This window comes from Meiothermus taiwanensis WR-220, from assembly GCF_003568585.1.
GTDB lineage: Bacteria > Deinococcota > Deinococci > Deinococcales > Thermaceae > Meiothermus > Meiothermus taiwanensis.
Genome location: NZ_CP021130.1, coordinates 2,695,186 through 2,717,539, shown reverse-complemented (window position 1 = coordinate 2,717,539; position 22,354 = coordinate 2,695,186). Strand labels below are relative to the sequence as shown.

20 protein-coding genes and 2 tRNA genes are annotated in these 22,354 nt (G+C 62.9%); 13 read left to right on the top strand and 9 right to left on the bottom strand.

The window, feature by feature from the left end:
* Positions 1 to 588 carry a YceI family protein gene (locus tag MTAI_RS13415; protein ID WP_043982802.1) on the top strand — a complete coding sequence of 196 codons (588 nt, stop codon included), beginning with the start codon at positions 1 to 3 and terminating at the stop codon, positions 586 to 588.
* On the opposite strand, the gene MTAI_RS13410 is transcribed toward MTAI_RS13415, so the two are convergent.
* On the bottom strand, positions 563 to 1,111 hold the full coding sequence (locus MTAI_RS13410; RefSeq protein WP_027888638.1) for an LOG family protein: 549 nt from the start codon (positions 1,109 to 1,111) through the stop codon (positions 563 to 565). The two genes, MTAI_RS13415 and MTAI_RS13410, sit on opposite strands and share 26 nt — an antisense overlap.
* A gap of 108 nt (positions 1,112 to 1,219) precedes the next feature.
* Here MTAI_RS13410 and MTAI_RS13405 point away from each other — a divergent pair, with 108 nt between their 5' ends.
* A complete protein-coding gene (locus tag MTAI_RS13405) occupies positions 1,220 to 2,359 on the top strand; it encodes an ABC transporter permease (RefSeq protein WP_027888639.1) in 1,140 nt (379 codons plus the stop codon).
* Positions 2,359 to 3,060 (top strand): ABC transporter ATP-binding protein, encoded by a 702-nt coding sequence (locus MTAI_RS13400; protein WP_027888640.1) that lies wholly within the window; start codon positions 2,359 to 2,361, stop codon positions 3,058 to 3,060. The genes MTAI_RS13405 and MTAI_RS13400 overlap by 1 nt, the downstream gene beginning before the upstream one ends.
* A 158-nt stretch (positions 3,061 to 3,218) precedes the next feature.
* Here the strand turns inward: MTAI_RS13400 and MTAI_RS13395 are convergent, their stop codons facing one another.
* Entirely contained in the window at positions 3,219 to 4,397 is a 1,179-nt protein-coding gene (locus MTAI_RS13395; RefSeq protein ID WP_027888347.1) for an MFS transporter, read from the bottom strand.
* Positions 4,398 to 4,527: 130 nt separating this feature from the next.
* Between MTAI_RS13395 and MTAI_RS13390 the strand changes: the two genes are divergently transcribed.
* The 3 genes from MTAI_RS13390 (at position 4,528) to MTAI_RS13380 (ending at position 7,208) form a co-directional block, all read left to right on the top strand.
* Positions 4,528 to 5,412, top strand: coding sequence for an SIS domain-containing protein (locus MTAI_RS13390; RefSeq protein WP_027888346.1), 885 nt, complete (start codon positions 4,528 to 4,530; stop codon positions 5,410 to 5,412).
* A 104-nt stretch (positions 5,413 to 5,516) separates the two neighbouring features.
* Positions 5,517 to 6,659: an MFS transporter gene (locus MTAI_RS13385; protein ID WP_027888345.1), complete on the top strand. Its 1,143-nt coding sequence runs from the start codon at positions 5,517 to 5,519 to the stop codon at positions 6,657 to 6,659.
* 111 nt (positions 6,660 to 6,770) lie between these two features.
* Complete coding sequence (locus MTAI_RS13380) at positions 6,771 to 7,208, top strand: CBS domain-containing protein (protein WP_027888344.1); 438 nt, start codon at positions 6,771 to 6,773, stop codon at positions 7,206 to 7,208.
* A gap of 16 nt (positions 7,209 to 7,224) precedes the next feature.
* On the opposite strand, the gene MTAI_RS13375 is transcribed toward MTAI_RS13380, so the two are convergent.
* The 6 genes from MTAI_RS13375 to rlmN form a co-directional block, all read right to left on the bottom strand.
* Positions 7,225 to 7,593 (bottom strand): phage holin family protein, encoded by a 369-nt coding sequence (locus MTAI_RS13375; protein WP_027888343.1) that lies wholly within the window; start codon positions 7,591 to 7,593, stop codon positions 7,225 to 7,227.
* Between the two features lie 83 nt (positions 7,594 to 7,676).
* Positions 7,677 to 8,363: a glucodextranase DOMON-like domain-containing protein gene (locus MTAI_RS13370; protein WP_027888342.1), complete on the bottom strand. Its 687-nt coding sequence runs from the start codon at positions 8,361 to 8,363 to the stop codon at positions 7,677 to 7,679.
* 256 nt (positions 8,364 to 8,619) lie between these two features.
* Positions 8,620 to 9,945 (bottom strand): gluconeogenesis factor YvcK family protein, encoded by a 1,326-nt coding sequence (locus tag MTAI_RS13365; RefSeq protein WP_027888341.1) that lies wholly within the window; start codon positions 9,943 to 9,945, stop codon positions 8,620 to 8,622.
* An 11-nt stretch (positions 9,946 to 9,956) separates the two neighbouring features.
* Complete coding sequence (gene rapZ, locus MTAI_RS13360) at positions 9,957 to 10,787, bottom strand: RNase adapter RapZ (protein ID WP_027888340.1); 831 nt, start codon at positions 10,785 to 10,787, stop codon at positions 9,957 to 9,959.
* A 216-nt stretch (positions 10,788 to 11,003) separates the two neighbouring features.
* Positions 11,004 to 11,480, bottom strand: coding sequence for an FKBP-type peptidyl-prolyl cis-trans isomerase (locus MTAI_RS13355; RefSeq protein WP_027888339.1), 477 nt, complete (start codon positions 11,478 to 11,480; stop codon positions 11,004 to 11,006).
* A 43-nt stretch (positions 11,481 to 11,523) separates the two neighbouring features.
* Entirely contained in the window at positions 11,524 to 12,552 is a 1,029-nt protein-coding gene (rlmN, locus tag MTAI_RS13350; protein ID WP_027888338.1) for a dual-specificity RNA methyltransferase RlmN, read from the bottom strand.
* Between the two features lie 105 nt (positions 12,553 to 12,657).
* On the opposite strand from rlmN, the gene MTAI_RS13345 reads away from it, so the two are divergent.
* The 6 genes from MTAI_RS13345 (at position 12,658) to mltG (ending at position 19,128) form a co-directional block, all read left to right on the top strand.
* Positions 12,658 to 13,875 carry an MFS transporter gene (locus tag MTAI_RS13345; protein WP_027888337.1) on the top strand — a complete coding sequence of 406 codons (1,218 nt, stop codon included), beginning with the start codon at positions 12,658 to 12,660 and terminating at the stop codon, positions 13,873 to 13,875.
* 136 nt (positions 13,876 to 14,011) lie between these two features.
* Positions 14,012 to 14,101: transfer RNA gene (locus MTAI_RS13340), tRNA-Ser, on the top strand.
* A 514-nt stretch (positions 14,102 to 14,615) separates the two neighbouring features.
* Positions 14,616 to 14,710 (top strand) — tRNA-Ser (locus MTAI_RS13335).
* 205 nt (positions 14,711 to 14,915) lie between these two features.
* On the top strand, positions 14,916 to 17,567 hold the full coding sequence (gene alaS, locus MTAI_RS13330; protein WP_027888336.1) for an alanine--tRNA ligase: 2,652 nt from the start codon (positions 14,916 to 14,918) through the stop codon (positions 17,565 to 17,567).
* 47 nt (positions 17,568 to 17,614) lie between these two features.
* Positions 17,615 to 18,019 carry a Holliday junction resolvase RuvX gene (ruvX, locus tag MTAI_RS13325; protein WP_027888335.1) on the top strand — a complete coding sequence of 135 codons (405 nt, stop codon included), beginning with the start codon at positions 17,615 to 17,617 and terminating at the stop codon, positions 18,017 to 18,019.
* Positions 18,020 to 18,051: 32 nt separating this feature from the next.
* A complete protein-coding gene (mltG, locus tag MTAI_RS13320; RefSeq protein WP_081698407.1) occupies positions 18,052 to 19,128 on the top strand; it encodes an endolytic transglycosylase MltG in 1,077 nt (358 codons plus the stop codon).
* Here the strand turns inward: mltG and MTAI_RS13315 are convergent.
* Positions 19,125 to 20,003 carry a restriction endonuclease gene (locus MTAI_RS13315; RefSeq protein WP_281004672.1) on the bottom strand — a complete coding sequence of 293 codons (879 nt, stop codon included), beginning with the start codon at positions 20,001 to 20,003 and terminating at the stop codon, positions 19,125 to 19,127. The two genes, mltG and MTAI_RS13315, sit on opposite strands and share 4 nt — an antisense overlap.
* Positions 20,004 to 20,148: 145 nt before the next feature.
* Between MTAI_RS13315 and MTAI_RS13310 the strand changes: the two genes are divergently transcribed.
* A complete protein-coding gene (locus tag MTAI_RS13310; protein ID WP_027888332.1) occupies positions 20,149 to 22,353 on the top strand; it encodes an MMPL family transporter in 2,205 nt (734 codons plus the stop codon).
* Position 22,354: the final 1 nt, after the last annotated feature.

Below are 22,354 nucleotides of genomic sequence, written 5' to 3'. Positions count from 1 at the left end.
ATGGGAAGGCTGATGGCACTGTTGCTGCTTTGTGGGGTCGCCCTGGCCCAGAGCCGCCTCGAGCTCGTCCCGGCCCAGAGCGAGGCCCGTTACCGGGTGCGCGAACAGCTGGCCGGCGTCAACTTTCCCAGCGACGCGGTGGGGGTTAGCAAGCAGGTGCAGGGGGTGGTGCGGCTCGACCGGAATGGGCGGGCCCTCGAGGGTTCCCGCTTTACGGTGGATCTTTCCGCTCTCACCAGCGACCAGCCCCGGCGCGACAACTACCTCCGCCGCAACACCCTCAACACCGACCGCTACCCCCTGGCCGAGTTTGTGCCCAAAGAGGTGCGCGGCCTGAGTTTCCCCTTGCCCACGAGCGGCAAGGCCACGGTGCAGATTGTGGGCGACCTGAAGATCCGGGAGGTGAGCCGAAGCGTGACCTGGGAGGGCGAGGTGGAGTTCCGGGGCGAGACGGCCATCCTGCAAGCCCGTACCAGCTTCACCTTCCGCGACTTTGGCTTGACCCAGCCGCGGGTGTTGTCGGTGCTGAGCGTGGACGAGACCATCCGCCTCGAGGTGAGCTTTACTTTCCGGGTGCTGGAGCGCTAGAAAGCCCCTGCAAAAACCTTTGCAGGCCTGGCAACGAGTCAATGGGGGTGAGCAGCTCCAGGTTGTCGGGGGTGACCTCGAGGCCGGGGCGGATGACCTCGAGCCAGCCCACGTGCACCCCCAGCGGCTTGAGCGGCTTGCCCTGTAGCTGCGCGATGTGGTTGAGATTCCAGGCCGCCAGAATCTCGGCCAGGGTGCCCACCCCACCGGGCAGGGCCAGGCAGGCCACGCTCACGTCAATCAGCCGCTCGATGCGGGTGAGCAGTGAAGAAGAGGGTAGCTCCAGATCCACATGCGGGTTGGGCCCGTTGCGTTGGGGGAAGAGGCTGGGCGCGGTGATGCCTACCACCAGCCCCCCGGCCTCCTTGGCCCCCTGCGAGACGGCCTCCATGGCCCCGTTGTAGCCGCCGGTGGCCACGCCGAACCCGGCCTGGGCGATGGCCCGGCCCCAGGCATGGGCTTCGGCAAAAGCGGGTGTGCCCGGTTGTGCCCTCGATGAACCAAACACCGTAATGAGCTGCATGCCTACAGCTTATCTGTTAGGGCTAGCAGTGCGCACTGGCTCCAGCTGGCGAGAAACCTGGCGCGGATTACCCATTTCTGGCAGCCTTTTACGGGTATCCTGATGGCTGTGGAAGTTCTGGCGCTCATCTACCGCAACCTGCGGGCCCGGCCTGTTCGCAGCATCCTGACCCTGCTGGGAATTGTGGTTTCAACGGCCTCTATGGTGCTTTTTTTGTCGTTTGGTGAGGGGCTGCGTAAAGCCCTGGGGGCCGAGTTATCAACCGTGGGGCCTGCGGTGCTGGTCTTGCCGGAGGGCGTTGAGGCCTTTAGCCCTGGCTACCCAGAGCTACGGCCCGAAACGGTAGAGGCTCTGAAAAAATCTGCCCCCGAACTCGGTATCAGCCAGGTGATTCCCTATGTGGTGCTGACTCGAGGGGGGCTGGATCCCCAGACCGCTTTTGTCTTTCAGGGGATCCCCGAGGGGCTCAGCCCCCAGGCGCTATACCCCAACCTTACCCTGGCCGAGGGCAGCCTGGTTCCAGGCCCCAGAGGTGCGGTGGTGGGTAGCCGCTTGGCTGAGCGTAACCAACTTGGCCTTGGTAAGGTGCTGCGCCTTTCGCCCAGCATCTCACTGCGGGTAGAGGGTATTTTGAAGCCCAACGGGGGCCTTTCCGACAACATCATCTACGTGCCCTCCAGCGTCGTGCAGGAGACCCTGGGCACACGCAACTATACGGCTGCGGCGGTGGGTGTGCGGGAGGGTCTTAAAGCCGACCAGGTGGCCCAGGCCATCAAGGCCCGGATCGCCGGGGTGAACGCCCAGACCACCGGGGATGTGCTGCGCTTCGCCGAGCGCGCGGTGCGCATCTCCGATCTGGTGCGCTTTGGCATCAGCCTGGTGGCGCTGGTGGTGGGGGGCTTGTTGGTAGCCAATACGGTGATGATGTCGGTCTACGAGCGCATCCGGGAGTTCGGCCTGATGCGGGCCCTGGGGGCCAAGCAGGGCTTTATATTTGGGCTGGTGCTCCTGGAAGCCCTGCTGCTGGGGGTGGTGGGGGGGCTCCTGGGCCTGCTCCTGGGCCAGGCGGCCTCCGGGCTGGTGAACTGGTTCACCGGGCGCGAGGTGGGCCTGGCCCTCTCTGCTATCACCTTCCGCCTGGCCTCCTTCGCGTTGTTGGTGGCGGTGGTGCTGGGGCTTGTGGCCGGGTTCTTGCCGGCTCGAACCGCCAGCCGGCTCAAGGTGGTCGAGGCGTTGGGGAGGCTGTGATGCTCGAGGCCATCAACCTGCACAAACGCTACCATCAGGGCGAGTTGGATGTGGTGGCGGTGGATCGCTTCAGCTACCGCTTTCCGGCTGGCCTGACCGCCATCGTGGGGCCTTCGGGCTCGGGCAAAACCACCCTCCTGAACCTGCTGGCCGGCTTCGATGTGCCCAGCGAGGGCGAGGTGTGGCTTGGCAACACCCCCTTTTCCACCCTGTCCGAGGATGCCCGCTCGGAGCTGCGCCTGAAGCACATGGGCTTTGTTTTTCAGCAATGGAACCTGATTCCCACCCTGACCGCCCTGGAAAACGTAGCCTTCCCGATGATGCTGGCGGGCATAGGCCTCAAGGAGCGCACCGCCAGGGCCGCCGCACTGCTGGAAGCGGTAGGGCTGGGACATCGGGTTAAGCACTGGCCCAACAAGCTATCGGGTGGGGAACAGCAGCGCGTAGCCATTGCCCGCGCCCTGGCCCTGAACCCCCCCATCCTATTTGCCGACGAACCTACCGGCAACCTCGACTCAGCCTCGGGGGCCCGGGTGGTGGAGCTGCTTTTGCACCAGGCCCAGGAGGGGCGCACGGTGATTTTGGTGACGCACGACCTCGAGCTAGCCCGCCAGGCTGAACGCGTCTTGCGGCTGCGGGATGGTCGGCTGATGGAAATCGAAGAGGCCCCCTCCAAGCGATCTGCCGTCTCGAGCTGCTGATACCAGATTCGCCTATTGCGTTACCGAATGGTGAAGAAATAGCCCGAGCGATGGGAGTGCTCTAGGATTCAAGTTGCTAAGGGATGAGGGTTCGAGCCGATCGAAGGGGGTAGAGGTACCGGGATGAAGGGGCCAGGCTCTGGCTGTCGAAAACCGCACTAGCGGCGGTTTTTCTCCTCGATGTTGGACAGCAATAAGGCACCGAGCCCAAACACCGCAGCCTGGGCAATCCAGCCTAGGGCGTAGTTGTTGCTGGAATCTACCAGCAGGCCAAACAGGGGCGGTGCAGCCGCAATGCCGATGGAGGTAAAAATCAGGCCAAACCCCACCACCCGCCCCTCCCAGCCGGGGGGCGAAAGCTCGGTTAGAAGCGAAAAATGTAGGCCCTGCCAGCCCAGTGCGGTGGCTCCGTACAGCAGCACGATGAGGGCCTTGAACAGCAAGGGCGTGCCGGGGGGAAGCCAGGCCAGCACCAGCGCACTTAATCCGGCCAGCCCCACCATCATGACCAGCAGCGGTTTGCGCTGGCCCCCCATCTTGTCCGATAGCCACGACCAGAATACCCGGCTAAAGGCCCCAGCCAACTGGGCAGCGGTGAGCAGGGCGGCGCCGGTGAGCTCAGGAACCCCGTACTGCTCCTTAAGAAACAAAATCAGGTAGGTAATCATCACAAACTGCCCGGTGGGTAGGGTTACGCCGGCGGTGGCCGCCAGCAGGATGTTGCGTGAGCGCAGCACCGTAGCCAGCCCTGGGGGGGTGGTTTTAGAGGGGGCCCTTGCTGCTGGGTTTTCACGGTAGAGCCGGGCTGTGACCAAGGCGGCTAATATGGCGATGACGGCTGCGACCACCGAGGCCCAGCGCCAATTGGTCTGATGGGCCACTGCTGGCAAGATGGCGGCGGCCAGCGCGCCCCCCAGGGGAACCGCCATCTGGCGCAGCCCAATTACCAGGCCGCGCCGCTGGGGTGGGAACGACTGGGAGACTGCGTGCGAGCCGGCGGGTGTGGCTGAAGCCACCACCAGCCCCACCAGAAACAAAAATGGAATGAACATCCATTGAGACTTGGCAAACAGGGCAATGGCAATGGCGAGTCCAGCGCCTGCTAGGGTGCCTACAACCATCACCGTGCGGCTGCCCAGCTTGTCGGTAAGCCAGCCTGAAGGCAGCGAACCTAGCATGGTGCCGATGTAAACAAACGTGTTGAGCAGGCCTACAGCAGCCAGGGAAAGCTGTAGATCGGTGCGGATATAGGGGGCCAGGGTGGGGTAGGCCTGTCCAATGAGCGAGACGGCAGTTCCGGCGGACATGGCGGCGATGAGGACGGCCCAAGGCGACATGCGAGCTTCAGGCTACCGCATTTAGCCAGATGCGTAAAACTGGGCCATGCAGGCCCCCACAGCCCAAGGCCGGATGAGCCATCAAGCCCGCAAGACGCTTTGGTTGGGTTATCGGTAAACTGAAAAAAGAATGCGTGACCTTGACGCCCAAGAAACCTACCTGGCCGATCGTCTGGGCCTGGCCTTCGACCTGCGCGACCTGGTGGGCAGTGGGCCGATTCCCCAAGCTAAGTACGCCCCGCCGTATGGCGTGGTGGGGTTTGGCGAGGGCTGGTGGGCGGCGCAGTTGGCGCGCGACTTTGCCCTGGAGCTTACCGCTAACGGTACGCAATTCGTGCTGGAAGGGGGCTACGACTTTGGCGGTGCAGCCGGGGCGGGGCTTTATGCATCGGTGAGCGGTGCGGAGATCGTACGGCTGGGTTTTCGGGAGAATGTCGAGGTGGAGGTGCCGGCCCACCCCCTTGCCACCTACCGTTACCTGCGTTTTTTGCTGCTGGCCACAGGGCAGCAAGCTGAGCTGTCCCGCATTGACCGGGCTTTGCTTTTGGAGCGCGACCGCTTGCGCCCCGAGGTTGGTTTGAGTAAAAATCCAGCCAAGTTCATGGCCTACTCGCTTTTGGAGCGCACCCCCATGTGGGTGGTGCCCGACCGCTATCCAGGTTTGGGCCAGGCCCTGCAACAAACCTTCAGCCGCATCGGCAAAAGCCTTTCCTTCACCCCCCCGCCCTCGGCCCTGGAATTCTTTGTGACGGCGCTGGAGGCCCGCCACGAGCAGGGCGATCCCATTGCCGCTGTGCTGATAGGCGACGACGAGCGCCGAGGCTACGCCCAGGAAATCCTGGAAAGCCGGGTGGATACCCTTATCGAACTCCCTGAGCCGGAGGCCGAAGGCACCCTGGCCAAAGCCCTGTGCTACTGGTACCGCGTGGCCTGGACTAGCTACTACCTGGCCTTGCTGTACGGGGTGGAGCCGGGCGATTGGGAGGTGTTGGACAACCTGCGGCAGGCTACGTGAGGGTAAGGCTGCAAAACACCGGGCCTGCGTGAGCGGCACACCTCAGCCGGGCTTTGATTCCTAAATTGCTTTTCCTGACCCGGCGGTCAGCGTATGCTCTTGAGGTGCTGCCGTTTTTGCTTTCCTGGCTCCATGCCACCAACGACCTATTCGGTGCCTTTCTGACCCCTCTGCTGCCCAAACTCCAGGCCGCTTTTGGCGTGAGCTATGGGGCGGTATCGCTACTGGTGGCTTTGCAATCCCTAACCGGGAGCCTGCTGCAACCCCTGGCCGGGCTGGTGGCCGACCGATACGACCGCCGGGTTCTGGCCGCCCTGGGCCCCTTGCTCATGGCCCTGGGGGGTGGTCTGCTGGGCTTCTTCCCCAACCTCTGGGTGGCGGGGGTGGTGCTGGCCCTGTCGGGGCTGGGCTCAGCCCTGTTCCACTCGGCAGGGGCGGCCTTGGTGGGGCAGTACGCCGATCCGGCTCGGCGGGGCTTCTGGATGAGCTTTTTTGGTACGGGGGGCTACATTGGTATCTCGCTGGGGCCTATCGTCTCGCTCGCGGCCGTGAACCAAGGGGGTCTGCAAAGCCTGGCCTGGTTCATTCCCCTGGCCCTGATTCCGGCTTTTTTACTCTTGCGCCAGGCGCCGCCTGCCCGGCTACAGACCAAACCCTCTTCCTTTGCAGATTTGCAGCGGGTTTTTAGGGGGCATGTGGCCCGCTTGTGGGCCGTCTCGACCCTGCGCAGCATTGTGTTTATGAGCTTCTCCACCACCATTCCGTTCTGGTTTCACCAGCGCGGTATCTCCGATGCCCAGGTGGCCCTCACGCTGTCGGTCTATAGCATTTCGGCCACCGTCGGGGCCTTTTTGGGCGGAACCCTGTCGGATCGGCTGGGGCGGCGCAATGTGCTGGTGGGAACCATGATCTTTGCCATTCCGCTGTATATCGCCTTGCTGGTGGTTCCGCCGGAGAACTGGTTCTATGTGGGGTTGTTGGCGATTACCGGGGCGCTGATGAATGCGGGCGTGCCGGTGGCCGTCACCATGGCCCAGGAGCACGAGCCCAGCCAGATGGCCACGGTTTCGGGGCTTTTGATGGGCTTCACCTGGGGGTTTGCTGGGCTTTTGTATGGGGTGGTAGGGCCGATTATCGAGCGGTTTGGGGTGCTCGAGAGCCTGAGCGTGCTGGGCCTGCTGCTGGTGCCGGCCCTGACCCTGTCCCTGGCGGTGCGCGAGGCGCAGCCCCGGCCTCGAGCCGCCTAACCCCTATTTCAAAAGTTGGGCTGGGCCAAGTACAATAGCCTATACACTCCGAATCTAAGAGGAAGTGGAAAGGCTTGCCGCTTAGTACACCTGTTTGGGGAGGTGTTCGCTATGACCAGCACAGTACGGCAATTGCTTCTGGCTAAGGGCAATGTGGTATACGCCATCCCGCCGGAGGCCACGGTGTTTGAGGCCTTGGAGCGCATGGCCGCCTACGACGTGGGGGCCCTTATGGTGATGCAAGGTGACCAACTGGTGGGCATCTTCTCCGAGCGCGATTATGCCCGCAAGATCATCCTGATGGGTCGCATCTCCAAAGAAACCCGGGTAGAGGAGGTCATGACCAGCAGCCTCATCACCGTGACCCCCGAGGCCACCATGGCCGACTGCATGAACCTCATGACCAGCCACCGTGTACGCCACCTGCCGGTGCTCGAGGATGGCAAGCTGGTGGGGGTGATTTCCATCGGGGATGTGGTGAAGGCCATCATGACCCAGCAGGAGTTTATGATTGCCGAGCTGGAAAGCTACATCACGGGCTCGCGCTAGTTTGGATGAGGGTGGCTCACCTTGTCTTGCGGCGATCCCGGGGCTCCATCAACAGGTTCAGACCAAAACTAATTACCGCGAGTAAAACAGCCCCAATCAAGGCCCCGCCAAAGCCCCGCACGTCCAGCGGGGTGAGGGCCGCCACAACCAGCAGAATTACTGCGTTGACCACCAGGGTAAACAACCCCAGGGTCAGGATGTTGAAGGGCAGCGTAAGCAATAGCAGCAGCGGTTTGAGCAGGGCGTTGGCCAGGCCAAAGATTAACCCGGTCAGCAGATAATCGCCCAAACCGCTTCCAGGGGCGAAAAAAAGCCCGCCATAGAGCTGGGTCACGAGCCATAGGGCCAGGGTGTTGAGCAGCAAGCTTAGCAGGAAATCGCGCATAATCCAGGGTACACCCTGGGGGCGGGTTCGCATAGGTCGTTCAAAACTCTGCAAAACCATCGGCTAAGCGACCGTGGCGGGTCTCATCGTCGGGGAAAGCGGAAGGCCAGCAGGATGAACAGCACCCCCAAGGCCGCGCTCAGGATGGCCCAGGGGGTGCGGTTCTGGGTGGCGCGGACGGGTTGCAAGACACCGCTTTGGTAGGCCTGGTTTTGATCCTGAGAGAGCACATCGACAGCGGCTGGGGCCCCTGCTGGCCCGTCCAGCGTCCAGGCGCCTCCACCGGGGCGCACTGGGCGAAAGTTCCAGGGTGTGAAAGGGTCGTAGAGCCCCACCGCCACGTAGTAGCCATAGTCCCCTGGGGGTAGGTTGGAGGCAAGCTCGAGCCAGTCCCCATTCCTTGTAACCGACACGTTCTCGATGCTGCCATCAGGGCGGTGCTCCTCAGCTTTCCAGCCAGTGAGCAGGTAGGCCCAGTTCCACCCCTGCCCCGGCGGGGTTTTGAAGCCAGCCCCGGGCAGCTCTTCTTGCCCGCCCGGCCCGGTATGGATGTAAATGCCAATGGTGGCCAGTGAGAAGCCGTGGGGGGCGTTGCTCTGATTAGAGTAACGGTGGAGCCTGACCCGAAGTACTAGCTTTTCCCCTCTGCGAAGGGCTTCGAAACCAGTCAGGTCGGCGAAGCCGGCCTCAGCAAACAGCGGAGCGCGGGGGTAGGCATAGCCCAGCCCATGGTCGTCACCTACGGGATCGGAGAAGAGAAGCGGGATCATAGCGGAGGGTTTCCCTGCAATGCTCAAGTAATCCGCGGTAATGTCTACCTGATACCGGATGCAAAAAGATAGTCATCCAAAGCAAAGACCTCCAGAGGCCATCTTTTTGAATCCCAGTGCACTTCCTTCGCTGGGGTTGGTTCGCCGCAGGAAGGCGCCGAACTAACCGAATCTGGTATGAAATACAGGCAACGGGTGAGCCAGAGCAGCCCACAAGTCCACACCCTACCCTTTATTGGCCCCTACATCAAGAACCCTAGCACAGGTTGATTAGGGCCTTAACCAGGCGGGCGGGGTCGTGTTGGGCAAAACCAGGCTCCAGAAAATCGTCGGCCACAATCTGCACCCCCAGCCCCTCGAAGCGCTGGGGGTTGAAGCGCACGGGTGCCTGGCCTTCGTTATGGTAGCGCTGGAGCAGATCCTCGGGGATGCGGGCATTGTTGATCAGCACCACGTTGGGCCTGCGACCGAGGTGCTGCTCGATGGCATGAAAATGTTCGTAGGCGTCCATGCCCTCGGTCTCGCCGCGCTCACTCATGATGTTGACGATGTAGACCAGCTTGGCTGGGGACTGCTGGATGGCCACCTGGATGCCCTTGGGTAAAAAACTGGGAATCACGCTGGAATAGAGGCTGCCCGGCCCCAGCACAATCAAATCGGCTTTTTGCAGGGCTTCGATGGCCTCGGGCATGGCAGCTACCCCAATAGGGGCCAGCCCCACCCTGCGGATCCGGCCGCGCTGTTCGCGCAGGGCTGTCTCCCCCTCTACCCGCGAACCATCCTCGCGCTGGGCCCAGAGGTGGGCCGCTTCGTAGGTTGCAGGCCATACCGCCCCACGCAGGCGCAGCACCTGGTTGGCCTGGCGCATGGCGCTGGCAAAGTCGTTGTTGAGCTCGAACAAGGAGACCAGCATCAGGTTGCCGAAGGTGTGGCCCGCAAGCTCCCCACCCCGCTGGAAGCGGTACTTCATCAGGTCGGGAAGTCCCTCGGCATTCGACAAAGCCGCCAGGCAGTCCACCAGGTCGCCCACCGCCGGAACCCCAAATGAGACGCGCAGGCGTCCGGTAGAGCCCCCGTCGTCGGTGACCGCTACCACCGCGGTGATGTTGGCGGTCTCCATCTTGAGGCCCCGCAGCACGCGCGAAAGCCCTGTTCCGCCCCCCAAGGCCACGATGCGGGGGCCGGCCTCGAGCCTCCGGTGTATATACACCTGCTTGGAGATCGAGTCGGGGTCGGTGATGGCTGAGAGCATGCTGCGGTTCATCCAGCGCAAGCCCATCAAAAACAGCACCAGGCCCCCCAGCAGCCAAAGCCCCCCCGAGATCCACAGCGGGATGGAAAAGTAGCCGGCCCAGCGGGTGGTCTGCAAGAACCAGGGCAGGAACGAGGTTTGCCAGGAGAGATGAACCACCCCGGTGAACATGCACAGCAGGCCCAGGGCTGCTAAAAATGCATACCGCTTGACCCGCATGCCTGGCAGCAGCCAGCGCAGCAAGCTGAAAAAGCGGTCGTCGGCAGGGTGGGTGCGCAGGCCCTGGGTGAGGGTTTGCAGGTTGGGGCGCTTGGCCTTGTTCCAGAGCATAGCGGCCTCGCTCAGGTGTTCAGGGCCTTGTCTAGGTCGCGGTGCTCGAGCTCCACCCGAAAGCGGCTCGAGAGCTCCTGGGCCAAGCGCTCCGCCACGGCCACGCTGCGGTGCTGTCCACCCGTGCAACCGATGGCTACGGTGTAGGCGGCTCGTCCAGTCTGGCGGGCACCGTCTGCTGAAAGCCCGATGGTGGTCAGCAGGGTGCGGTAGAAGGGTTCGTGCTTCTTTTCCGAAAACACATACGCCGCCACCTCCGGGTCGGTGCCCGGGCGGGCTTTGAGCACGGGGTCGTAGTGGGGGTTGGGTAGCACCCGCACATCCAGCACCAGATCGGCCTCCTGGGGTGGGCCCCACTTGAAGCCAAAAGAGAACAGGCGCAGCAGGAAGCCCTCTTCTTCGCCCAGGGCGGCCTCGAGGGCCTCCTTGAGCTGGCGGGGGGTGCGCTCAGAGGTATCAATCACCAGATCGGCCCGGTCGCGCAGGGGGGCCAGGGCCAGGCGCTCTTCTTCTATCTCGCGCAGCAGGTTGCCCATGCCCAGCGGGTGCAGGCGGCGCGAAAGGTTGTAGCGCTTGAGCAGGATATCGGACTTGGCCTCCAGGTAGATGATGAAGGGACGGAGCTGGGCCAGGATGCTTTCCACCTCGTTCAGCAAATCCCGGGCCCGAATATCCAGCACCACCGCCACCTTATGGATGCCTCGAGGCTCGACAGTTTTGAGCAGGTCACTCCAAAGCTGTGGAGGGATGTTGTCTACCGAAAAATAGCCCAGGTCTTCCAGGGCCATCCGGGCCGAGGTCAGGCCGGCCCCGCTTTGTCCGCTCAATACCACAAACCGCATTTATTCACCTTTGGAAACCGGGCCATGCACACCAGACTCGCTTGGTTCGGTGCCTTCCTGCGGCGAACCAACCCGACCGAAGGGATGCCGAGTGCGGCGAGGGGTGTGCCCTGCGATGCAAAAAGATAGCCCCTTGCATCCGGTGTTACACCCCCTGCCGGGCGAGCCCACCTCCCAAGTATACCCGCGGCCTCTTCAAGGCATGGGTTACAAGGCCTACTTGATTTCTAAAAGCTCCACGTCAAAAACCAGGGCCGAGTTGGGGGGAATATTGGGGCTGGGGCTGCGCTCACCATAGGCCAGGCTGGCCGGGATAATCAGCCGGCGCTGGCCGCCGACCCGCATACCCACAATGCCCGAGTCCCAGCCGGGAATGACCTGGCCGGCCCCTAAGGTGAACTCAAAGGGGGTGCGGCCCGGCTGGCAGGAGCTGTCGAACTGCTTGCCGTCTACCAGCCGCCCAATGTACTGCACCCGCACGGTGTTGGAGGTGATGGCCTGGGGGCCGCTGCCTTCTTTGAGGTCTTCGATGCGGAGGGCGGTGACGCCCTCGTTGGTGAGGCCGGTGGCCGCCGGGGGTTGGTTGCTGCAGAGTGTACTGCTGACGGTGCCTGGGCGCCGCCCAAACATAAAATAGATCGCACCCAACAAAGCCAACGCGATAACCACAATGAGGATGACGTTTCGGTTCATACCGCTGCCCATTGTATGGCTTTTGCCCAGCGCGTTGGCTGGCTCAGGCGGGTTGCTTCAGGGCGAGCTGCCCACAGGCAGCCCCCACGTCGCGCCCCCGGCTCCAGCGCACCGAGGTGGGGATGCCCTGCTGCTCCAGAATAGCGGCGAATTTCAGGATTTGCGCCCTGGGGGTGCCCTGGTGGGGGGCCCCCTCCCAGGGGTTCCAGGGAATCAGGTTCATGTGAACGCTCAGGCCCCTGAAGTGCTGGGCCAGGGCCCGGGCCTGCCAGTCGTGGTCGTTGATGCCTTTGAGCAGGGTGTATTCCAGGGTGATGCGGCGTTTGGTCTTGGCGTAGTAGTGCCGCACGGCTTCCATAATTTCAGCGATGCTGTAGCGGTGGGCGGTGGGGATGATCTGCTGGCGGGTTTCGTCGTCGGGAGCGTGGAGCGATAGGGCCAGGCGCACCTCGAGCCCCCACTCAGCCATTTTGTAGATGCCCCGGGGAATCCCCACGGTAGAAAGGGTAATGCGGCGCGGGCTCATGGCCAGCCCCTCGGGGTGCAGCATGCGCTCGAGGGCTTTATATACGTTTTCCAGGTTTAACAGCGGCTCGCCCATGCCCATCAGCACCACGTTGCGAATCTCGCGGGGGGTGTGCCCCTGATGGTAGGCTGCAAACAGAATCTGATCCAGGATCTCGGCTGCCGTTAGGTTGCGCCCAAAGCCCATCCGGCCGGTAGCGCAAAAGGTGCAGCCCGCCGGGCAGCCCACCATGCTGGAGATGCAGATGGTTTTACGGTTCAGGTAGGGCATGTACACAGCCTCGGTCTTCTGGCCGTCCAGCAGGGTAAACAGGTACTTGACCGAGCCGTCCTGGCTTGGGAAGGGGGTAACCTCGCTGAACTCCGAGATGCGGTACTGCTTGGCCCACTCAGCGCGCAAGGCCTTGGGCAGGTCGGTCATCTCCTCCCACTGCCGCGCCCCCTTGGCATAGAGCCAGGCGGCCAGCTGCGCCCGGCGGTAGCCCTGGCCCGGAAGCTGTTCGATGGGCAGCGAAAGCAGTGGGGTTTGGTCTTGCGGCAAAGCCATAACGCTTCAGTATAGCTGGCGTGACGGATTCAAATGGTGGGCGGCTCGAGGTTCTCGGGCTTCCGATGCAGCGCTTTCAGGTCTGCCGCCCGTATACTGGGGCAGATGCGCGCCCACACCAACCTGTGGTATTTGGTGCTCTCCTCCTATTGGTTTGCCAGTAGCTTTAAGTGGTTTCTTATTTTGCTGGTGTTGCTGCCGGCGCGGGTGGCCGAGCTGGTGCCCGAACCTGAGCGGGCTACCCGCCTGGGCCTGCTGTTCGCCTTGGGGGCGTTGATGGCTTTCATCGGGCCGCCCATCTGGGGCTACATCTCTGACCGGGTGGGTCGCCGCATGCCCTTTTTGGCCATGGGCACAATTATCACGGCTGGCGCGCTGGTCTGGATGGCCTATGCAGGCAGCTACTGGCAGCTCGTAGTGGCCTATTTGTTGCTGCAGCTGGCCGACGATATGGCCACCGGCCCCTACTCGGCCCTAATCCCCGACCTCACGGCCCGGCGCGAGCGGGGGGTGGCCTCGGGCTGGCTGGGCACCCTCCAGGTGAGCGGCCAGGTGGTGGCGGGCGCAACGGGCTTCCTGCTGGCCAACCTGCAGTGGCAGTTCTTGCTGATCGCCCTGCTCAACCTGATCGCAGCCGGGATGGTTTTGCGCCTGATCCGCGAGGTGCCGGGATTAAGGCCCCAGCGCCGGGGCTTGTGGGAGAGCCTGGTGGCCCCCTGGCGCAGCGCCGATTTTCGCTGGGTCTGGTTTACGCGTTTTCTGGTCATGCTGGCCCAGTATGTGGTGCAAACCTACTTGCAGTACTACCTGGCCGATGTGGTGCAGGTATTCCAGGCCTTCGGTCAAACCCTGGCGACGGAAGCCTTTCAGGCGGTGGCCCTGCTGGGCTTACTCATCTCTATTGGGGCCGCGGTGGCTGCGGTGCCGGCGGGGCGTTTGTCCGACCGGTATGGCCGTAAGCCCATTATCTATGTGGCTGGGGTGGGTCTGGCGTTGTTGATGCTGCCCATTCTGCTGCTGCCCCGTTACGATGTGCTGGTTGTGCTGGCCCTGGTGTTCGGGGTGCTGTACGGGGCCTATCTGGCGGTAGACTGGGCCCTGGTCTCCGATGTGCTGCCCAACCCCCAGGCCCACGCCACCGATATGGGCATCTGGCAGACCTCCATCGTGCTGCCGCAGGTCTTGGCAGGGGGGTTTGGGGCCATGCTGGATGCCTTCAACCGCCAGAGCCCTGGGTTGGGTTACACAGTGCTGTTCTTGGTGGCGGCGGTTTGTTTTGTGCTGGGCACCCTCCTAGTTCGCCAGATCCGCTCGGTGCGTTGAGCGCCCTATTGAGAAGGGTCGCACCGGGCTTCCTCGTAGCAAACTGCTTGTTGCTTCTACAAAAAGTTGGTGATGGGGTGCTGGGTTTACTTGACAACCCAGGGGGGCTTGGCCATAGTTAGGAATGCGCTGTCCTGGAGGGATGGCTGAGTGGTTGAAAGCGGCGGTCTTGAAAACCGTTGTAGACGCAAGTCTACCGGGGGTTCGAATCCCTCTCCCTCCGCCAGGCTATTTCATACCAGATTCGGTTAGTTCGGCGCTGGAAGGCGGCGAACTAACCCGACCGAAGTTATCCGCGTAGCGGAGGGCGATACCGCCCCTTGGAAGGGATACGCTTTCTTCGCCGAGCGTAGCGAGGGGTGTGCTCTAGGATTCAAAAAGATAGCCTCTGGAGATCTTTGCTTTGGATGACTATCTTTTTGAATCCGGTATCATTCGATTGGGGTCTGGGGCGGCAGTCCCCCTGGGTGAGTCACGACAGGGGATCGCCCCCAGGCATCCACTCAACTCCTTTGCTCCGAACGCATCCACCCTGTGGGATGGCCTGGTACACTGCCCAAAGCCCAGGCACGATGGGCATGGCCGCCGGGCGCTGTGCACCTGACCTGTGTAGAGCGGCCTGGATTCGAAGGATCTCTTCTCTGCATCGTCTTTGCTTTGGTTGGGGTGGTTTACTTGCCAGGTTTTGTGCTAAAGTATCGCTTGCAGTTTTTGGGAGGATACCCCAGAACTGGACAGATGGAGGGGTGGCCGAGTGGCTGAAGGCGGCGGTTTGCTAAACCGCTATAGGGAACGAAAGTCCCTATCGGGGGTTCGAATCCCCCCTCCTCCGCCAACGTAAAACCGAGCAATCCGCTTGAGGGTTGGGGCCTGGGCCCCAACTTTTTGTTTGGGGGGCCAGGTGCAATGCTAGGCTCAGCAATGAAACCCTCTTCCTTCGCTCAAGCCACCCGCTGATCCCGGCGTTTCGTTCTGAAATGGCTGGTGGGGTTTGCTTAGCGGGGTATATTTTTTATGCTGGGTTAGTTTGAGAGGCCACGATGAAAACCGCCGAAATCCGCGAAAAGTTTCTCCAGTTCTTCGAATCCAAGGGGCATCTGCGCCTGCCGAGCTTTAGCGTGGTGCCCCAGGACGACCCCACCCTGCTCTTCATCAACGCGGGCATGACCCCCCTCAAGCCCTACTTTCTGGGTAAAAAGCCGGTCTTCCCCGGCCACGAGGGCGAGTGGTACCGGGTGACCACCTGCCAGAAGAGCGTGCGCACCGGCGATATCGAGAACGTGGGGCGCACCAACCGCCACCAGACCGTTTTCGAGATGCTGGGCAACTTCAGCTTCGGCGACTACTTCAAAAAAGAGGCCATCGAGTGGGCCTGGGAGTTCCTGACCGACCCCAAGTGGCTGGGCCTGGATCCGGCGCGCATCTACGTGACCATCTACAAGGACGACGACGAGGCCTTTGAACACTGGACGCGGGTGGGCGTACCCCCCGAAAAAATCCACCGCTTCGACGCCGACGAGAACTTCTGGCCGCAGAACGCCCCCACCAAAGGCCCCAACGGGCCGTGTGGGCCGTGCAGCGAGATCTACTACGACCGGGGGCCGGCCTTCGGTTCGGACACCTGGGCCGACTACTACGAGACCCGCGAGTCCAACCGCTTTGTGGAGCTGTGGAACCTGGTGTTTCCGCAGTACGACCGCAAGGACGGCGGCGTGCTGGAGCCCCTCCCCAAGCCCAACATTGATACCGGCATGGGCCTTGCGCGGGTGGCCATGGTGCTGCAGGGGGTGACCGACTTTTACGAGACCGACGAGTTTCAGCCCCTGATCGCCAAAATTGTGGAGCTAACCGGCATCAGTTACGAAGGCCCCAGCTCGGTGGCCCACCGGGTAATTGCTGAGCACGCCCGTGCCGTGGCCTTCATCCTTTCCGATGGGGTGCACTTCTCCAACACCGGGCGCGGTTACGTGGTGCGCCGCCTGCTGCGCCGGGCGGTGCGCTTTGGCTACCTGCTGGGTCTGCGCGAGCCGTTTATGTTCAAGCTGGCCGGGGTGGTGGCCGAGGTGATGGGCGGGGTCTACCCCGAGCTAAAGGAGCACCTCGAGGGTGTGCAAAAGCAAATCAAAATTGAAGAAGAGCAGTTTTTGCGCACGCTCGAGAGCGGTATCAAGCGCCTGGATGCCATGCTGGCAGGCCTGGCGCCGGGCGATACCCTGGCGGGGCGGGATGCCTTTACTCTCTACGACACCTACGGTTTCCCGCTCGACTTAACCATCGAAATTGCGGGAGAGCATGGGATTCAGGTGGACACCGAAGGCTTCGAGCGGGCCCTGGAGGAGCAGCAGGAGCGGGCTCGAGCCGCCGCCGCCTTCAGCAAGGAGCTTTTCAAGAGGTCCAACGAGGCCCTGGCGGCCCTGGCCGCGGATTATGGGGGCACCAAGTTTGTGGGCTACGAGAGCCTCGAGGCCCAGGCCCAGGTCAAGCTGCTTCTGGTGGGCGAGCAAACCATAGAGGAAGCCCCGGCCGGCACCGAGGTGCAGGTGGTGCTGGACAGAACCCCCTTCTACGCCGAAGGGGGCGGCCAGGTGGGGGATGCGGGCGTGCTGGAATGGGAGGGGGGCTGGGCCAGGGTCTCGACCACCCAGAAAAACCCCGACGGCATCTTTTTGCACATTGCGCGGGTAGAGGAGGGCACCCTTAAAGCCGGCTCGACGGTGCGGGCTTTGGTGGATCAGCAGCGGCGCGACACCGAAAAAAACCACACCGCCACCCACCTGCTGCACGCTGCCTTGCGGGCCGTGCTGGGCCCCCACGCGCAGCAGAAAGGCAGCTACGTGGGGCCGGATCGGCTGCGCTTCGACTTCAGCCAGTTCGAGCCGATTGCCCCCAGGGATCTGGCCCGGATTGAGCTGCTGGTGAACCGCTGGATTCAGGCCGACTTCCCGGTGAGCTATGCCTACAAGCCCCTGGAGGAAGCCCGCAAGGAAGGGGCCATGGCCCTGTTTGGCGAAAAATATGGCGACGTGGTGCGGGTGGTCAGCGTGGAAGGGGCCATCGACAATGTGACTTCCAAGGAGCTCTGCGGCGGCTGCCATGTGCGGCGCACCGGCGAGATCGGGGCCTTTGTGATCGTGGCCGAGGAGTCGGTGGCGGCGGGGGTGCGGCGCATTGAGGCCCTGACCGGAACCGGGGCGGTGCAGTACGTGCGCGAGATGCTGAACTGGCTGGGCGGCCTCTCCCGCGAGCTGGGGACGGCCCCCGAGCACCTATTGGAGCGGGTGAACAAGCTCCAGGACGAACTCAAGGCCCGCGAGAAAGAGATCGAAAGGCTGAGGCTGGAGCTGGCTCGAGCCCAGCTCGGGGGCGGCGCGGCGGGCCTCTCGCTCAGGGAGGCGGGCGGCTACCGGTACCTGGCGGTTCGGCTCGAGGGCCTCGAGGCCGGGGCCCTGCGGGGCGCAGCGGACGAGCTTTTGGACAAGCACCAGGCCGACCTGGTGGCGGTAGGCTCGGGACAGAACCTGGTGGTCAAGGTGAGCAAAAAGGCCCTGGAAAAGGGGCTGGATGCCGGTGCGGTGATGAAGAAACTGTCGGCTGTTGCGGGCGGGCGCGGCGGCGGCAAGGGGGCGCTGGCCCAGGGCGGCGGCTTCGACCTGGATAAGGCCTTGGGGGCCCTCGAGCAGGTGCTGGAATAGTGTTTGGCCTCATCTGCGCCTGTGGGCTGAGGGAGATAATAGGGTAGATGCGGGTAGTGGCGCTGGACGTGGGGGAGGCCCGGATTGGCCTGGCCGTGGGCGAGACCGGTTCACCCTGGGCCTTTGGCCGGGGCTACCTGGTGCGCAAAAACCTCGAGGCCGACCTCGAGGCCCTGGCGGCTTTTGCCGAGCGCGAAGGGGCCGAACGCTTTGTGGTGGGGCTGCCCCTGCGCACCGATGGCCGGCCCAGCGCCCAGGCCGAGCGGGTGCAGGCCCTGGTGGAGGCCATGCGTGGGCGGGGTATGCAGGTCGAGCTGCTGGATGAGCGCTACACCACCAAACTGGGGCAAAACCGCCTCAAAAATGCCCCCAAGCGCATTCGACAGGAGAAAGGTAAGTTGGACGAAGCCGCGGCCATCGCGCTGCTGGAATCCTATTTGGCAGGTGCATAAGCCGGGCCGTACCGAGCCGTGGAGCTTTTAGCATGGACGATTCGAACAAGCCAACCCCTCCCGATGGGCCTGTTGCAACCCTCGACGACCCCCAGGAAAGGGGCAAGTCGCCCACCCGCTGGATTCTGCGGGGGGTGCTGTTCATGTTTGCCCTGGTGGCGGCGGTATTTGGCTATGCCCTGTATTTGATGGGCCCCACCGGCACCACGGCCGAGATCCGCATTCCCAAAGGCAGCGGGGCTGCAGCGGTCGGTCGCATCCTCGAGCAGGCCGGACTGGTGCGTTCGGGCTATATGTTTGCTCTGTATTTGCGCTTCTCCGGTCAGGATAAAAAACTCAAGCCCGGCTACTACCAGCTCGAGGGCAAGGGGTTGCGGGCCATTGCCCTGTCCATCACCGACGAGTCCCGCCCTCTCACCGTGCGCATCACCTTCCCGGAAGGCTGGCGGGCGGTGGATATGGCCCAGCGCTTGAGCGAAAATAACCTGGATGGCCCCAAATTCCTCGAGCTGGTCAACAACCCCCCCTCCGAGCTGCGCCCTGCCGAGGCCAAAGGCCCCACCCTCGAGGGCTACCTCTTCCCCGCCACCTACGACTTCCCCCTCGACTTTACCGCTGAGGACGTTATCCGCACCATGACCCGCCGCATGGAACAGGAGTTTACCTCTGCTGCCAAGGCCCGTCTGCAACAACTTGGTCTACAAAGCATCCACGACTGGGTCACGCTGGCTTCCATCGTGCAAGCCGAAGCTGCAAATTCCAGCGAAAAGCCCTTGATTGCAGGGGTTTTCCTCAACCGCCTGGAAATCGGCATGCCCTTGCAGGCCGACCCCACCGTGGCCTACGGTCTGGGTAAACGCCTGCCCGAACTCGATCGAGGGGCGGGCGATTTTGAAAAAGACAACTCCTACAACACCTATACCCGGCGCGGCCTACCCCCCGGGGCCATCGGCAATCCCGGCGCCGAGGCTCTGCAGGCCGTGCTCTATCCCATCCGCACCAACGAAAAAGGCCAGAAGTACCTCTACTTCCTGCACGCCCAGGGCCGCCTGTTTTTGAACGTGGACTTCGAGGGGCACCTGCGCGATACGGCGCGGTATTACCGCTAGTCCTCCTCGAAAAAGTCCCGATCCACCCGCTTGATCTCGTACCTTGCCGCTACCGTAACCCCAACGTTGTACTCAATCATGAGCTCGGCCAGGGTATTTCCGTCTATCAGCACGATATTCCCCAGCGCCTGGGCGGTTCTTATCGCCTCACTGTAAAACTCCGAGGTGGTTATGATAACCCCCCGGCTGGCCTTTTGCAGGGCCAGGCTCCCATGGAAGGTTCTTACCACCTCGCTCGGGACGGGCCTTTCCCATCGCTTGGCCTGGATGTAGATGTTGTCCAGGCCCAGCGGATCCTGCTTGATGATGCCATCAATGCCGTTATCCCCACTCCGCCCCACGGCCCTGCCCGCATCGGCCATCGAGCCACCGTACCCCATCGCCACCAGAAGCCGGACCACCAGGCGCTCAAAGAAGGCGGGGGAGCACTGTTTGACGCGCTCTAGAAGCTCCTGGGCCAGTTGTTTTTTCAGGGTCTGGTGGAGCTGCTCGAGCTGTTCATCTGGTGTTGTCTCATTGCCAACCTCTTCTTTTGAGCTTGTTTCTTCCGTGGTGCGGTCTCTACGCCTAAATTCAACAAAACCGGGGAATCGCATAAGGTACTGGTTGTTAAGTTCGGTAATGCCCGACTGCAAAACTCTCTGACCTTCCGCAGTGATTTTGAATTGTCCTCGGCTTGGAGACTCCAACAATCCGGCTTTCATCAAGTAGGTTCTGGCCCATCCGACGCGGTTCTCATACCTACTTTGCCCTCCACTGGGCAGCAATTCAGCCCGATCTTCTTTGCTTAAGTTGAACTTCTTGGCCAGCACCTCATAGGCTTCCTCCATTGAGTGCGCCTCACCGTCCGCTGCTAGCTCGAGCAGGGGGTACATGAATTTCTGGTAGCTTGGAACGGGCATTTCACGAGCATTCTACTGGATTGGCAGGTTGTGGGGTGGGGTGCTGGTGTGGCCGGGCAATTGCAGCACCCCTCCTTGTGTTCTTGTGAAAGAAGGGCCATATTGGGCGGGCTTTCTTATGTTTGCTGCCTTAGCCCGCCTGGTTGTCCGCTATCCTGTACAGGTTGTCTTGGTCTGGCTTCTGCTGGTATTGCTGGCCATCCCAGCTGCCCGGCTGGCCCCGCAAAACCTGGCCGCCAACGCCAGCGACGTGAAAAACAGCGAGGCCCAGAGGGTCCTGCAAATCTTGAACGAGGCCTTTGCGCTGCCCTCGGTTGATCGTACGGTGCTGGTGAGCGAGTCCAACCTGCCTGAACACGACCCCCGCTTTCGCCAGGCCTACAACCAACTGATGGCCCGGATACAGACCCTGGAGGGGGTGCTGCGCCTCCACCGCTACGATGCTCCCAGCCCCTTGCAGCAAAAAAGCGCCGATGGCAGGATAACAGCAACCCTGCTGGACACCCGCCTGGAGAACGGCGAGGCGGTGATAGAAGCCCTGCGGCGTGAGGCCAGGGCGGCCCAGACCCCCGAAACCCGCTTTTACGTAACGGGGGCTACGGCGGTGACCAAGGACTTTCTGCACCTGCTGGAGGCCGACGTCAAGCGCAGCGAGCTGATGGCCCTGCCCCTGACTGGAGGGGTGTTGTTGCTGGCCTTTGGGGCTTTGGTTGCTGCCGGGCTGCCCCTGCTGGTCGGGGTGGTGGCCATTACCACCGGCCTGGCGGGCTTGTTCTTCTTAACCCTGCTGGGGGAAGTCAGCAGTTTTGCGCTTTCGGTGATTACCATGCTCTCGCTGGGAGCCGGGATCGACTACGCCTTGCTGATGGTCAATCGCTTCCGTGAGGAGCTGGCCGCGGGCCGCACGGCGCAGGCCGCCGCGGCCATCACCACCCAGACCGCCGGTCGTACGGTGGCCTCGAGCGGCCTGGTGGTGGCCATTGCCATGGGGGCCATGCTGGTGCCCGACCTGACCTTCATCCGCTCGATGGGGGTGGGCGGGGTGATGGCTATTATCCTGACGGTGCTGGCCTCCATCACCCTGCTTCCGGCCATTCTGGCTTTGCTGGGCGAGCGGGTTAACGCGCCGCGCCGCTGGGCCTTCAAACCTACCAGCAGCGGGAAGGCCAGCCCCTTCTGGGGCCGGTGGGCCGGCACGGTGATGCAGCGCCCCTGGATGTGGTCGTTTGGGGTGACGGGGCTGCTTCTGGCCCTGGCCTGGCCGGCCACCCAGATGAAGCTGGGCTACACCGGTGCGTTTGGGCTGGGCCCTCATGTGGAGTCGCGCAAGGGCCTGGAGCTCATCCGGCAGCTCGAGCTCGGGGGGGCGCTGGATGCCTTCGAGGTGCTGCTCGACCTGGGAGAGGAGGGCTTCACCCCCCAGAACCGGGCCCGCTGGCGGGCGCTCGAGCAGCGTATTTCCGCCTGGCCGGAGGTGCGGCTGGTGGTCTCGCCTTTCCTGGCGGGTAGGTTAGAGGGCCAGGGCGGGTTTGCCGAGCTGGTGGGCCTCACCAACCAGTACATCAGCCAAGACCGCCGCTACCTGCGCCTTACGGTCATTCCCCGCGACGCCCTTCAGGCCCCTAGCATCCCCGACTGGTATACCCGTCTTAAGCAGGAAGCCCAGGGGGTCGGGTTTCAGCGGGTGCTGCTGGGCGGTGCGCCGGTGGGTTCGATGGAGTTCACCCAGGCCCTGGTGGGGGCCATGCCCGCCGCCATCGGGACGGTTTTTGTGGCCACCTTCCTTTTGTTGGCGGTGGCCTTCCGTAGCCTGGTCATCCCCCTCAAGTCCATCCTGATGAACACCCTGACGGTGGGGGCGGCCTACGGCCTTATAACCCTGGTGTTTCAGGAGGGTTTTGCGGCGGGGCTGGTGGGCGCGCCCACCGATGTGGGGGGCATCGACAGCTCGCTGCCTATCCTGATGTTTGCGGTGATTTTTGGGCTTTCCATGGACTACGAGATCTTTCTGCTCTCCCGCGTGCAGGAGGCCCATCTGGCCGGGCTGGACACCCCCCAGGCCGTGCGGTTTGCCCTCGAGCGCACCGCCGGGGTGATCAGCAGTGCAGCCCTGATCATGATTATCGTGTTCTCGGCCTTTGTGGTGGGGCAGGTGGTGGCCAACAAGACCATCGGTCTGGGGCTGGCGCTGGCGGTGTTCCTGGATGCCACCCTGGTACGGCTGGTGCTGGTGCCAGCGGTGCTGGTGCTGGCGGGCCGGTGGAACTGGTGGCTGCCCGAGCCGCTCCGGCGGGTCATGCCTAAGGTGCGGCTCGAGCCGTAGT

What these genes read in the sequence shown, in the direction of transcription:
- MTAI_RS13415 (WP_043982802.1), top strand. Translation starts at nt 1, where the DNA reads ATGGGAAGGCTGATGGCACTGTTGCTGCTTTGTGGGGTCGCCCTGGCC.
- MTAI_RS13410 (WP_027888638.1), bottom strand. Translation starts at nt 1,111, where the DNA reads ATGCAGCTCATTACGGTGTTTGGTTCATCGAGGGCACAACCGGGCACA.
- MTAI_RS13400 (WP_027888640.1), top strand. Translation starts at nt 2,359, where the DNA reads ATGCTCGAGGCCATCAACCTGCACAAACGCTACCATCAGGGCGAGTTG.
- MTAI_RS13395 (WP_027888347.1), bottom strand. Translation starts at nt 4,397, where the DNA reads ATGTCGCCTTGGGCCGTCCTCATCGCCGCCATGTCCGCCGGAACTGCC.
- MTAI_RS13390 (WP_027888346.1), top strand. Translation starts at nt 4,528, where the DNA reads ATGCGTGACCTTGACGCCCAAGAAACCTACCTGGCCGATCGTCTGGGC.
- MTAI_RS13380 (WP_027888344.1), top strand. Translation starts at nt 6,771, where the DNA reads ATGACCAGCACAGTACGGCAATTGCTTCTGGCTAAGGGCAATGTGGTA.
- MTAI_RS13375 (WP_027888343.1), bottom strand. Translation starts at nt 7,593, where the DNA reads ATGCGCGATTTCCTGCTAAGCTTGCTGCTCAACACCCTGGCCCTATGG.
- MTAI_RS13370 (WP_027888342.1), bottom strand. Translation starts at nt 8,363, where the DNA reads ATGATCCCGCTTCTCTTCTCCGATCCCGTAGGTGACGACCATGGGCTG.
- MTAI_RS13365 (WP_027888341.1), bottom strand. Translation starts at nt 9,945, where the DNA reads ATGCTCTGGAACAAGGCCAAGCGCCCCAACCTGCAAACCCTCACCCAG.
- rapZ (WP_027888340.1), bottom strand. Translation starts at nt 10,787, where the DNA reads ATGCGGTTTGTGGTATTGAGCGGACAAAGCGGGGCCGGCCTGACCTCG.
- MTAI_RS13355 (WP_027888339.1), bottom strand. Translation starts at nt 11,480, where the DNA reads ATGAACCGAAACGTCATCCTCATTGTGGTTATCGCGTTGGCTTTGTTG.
- rlmN (WP_027888338.1), bottom strand. Translation starts at nt 12,552, where the DNA reads ATGGCTTTGCCGCAAGACCAAACCCCACTGCTTTCGCTGCCCATCGAA.
- MTAI_RS13345 (WP_027888337.1), top strand. Translation starts at nt 12,658, where the DNA reads ATGCGCGCCCACACCAACCTGTGGTATTTGGTGCTCTCCTCCTATTGG.
- alaS (WP_027888336.1), top strand. Translation starts at nt 14,916, where the DNA reads ATGAAAACCGCCGAAATCCGCGAAAAGTTTCTCCAGTTCTTCGAATCC.
- ruvX (WP_027888335.1), top strand. Translation starts at nt 17,615, where the DNA reads ATGCGGGTAGTGGCGCTGGACGTGGGGGAGGCCCGGATTGGCCTGGCC.
- mltG (WP_081698407.1), top strand. Translation starts at nt 18,052, where the DNA reads ATGGACGATTCGAACAAGCCAACCCCTCCCGATGGGCCTGTTGCAACC.
- MTAI_RS13315 (WP_281004672.1), bottom strand. Translation starts at nt 20,003, where the DNA reads ATGTACCCCCTGCTCGAGCTAGCAGCGGACGGTGAGGCGCACTCAATG.
- MTAI_RS13310 (WP_027888332.1), top strand. Translation starts at nt 20,149, where the DNA reads ATGTTTGCTGCCTTAGCCCGCCTGGTTGTCCGCTATCCTGTACAGGTT.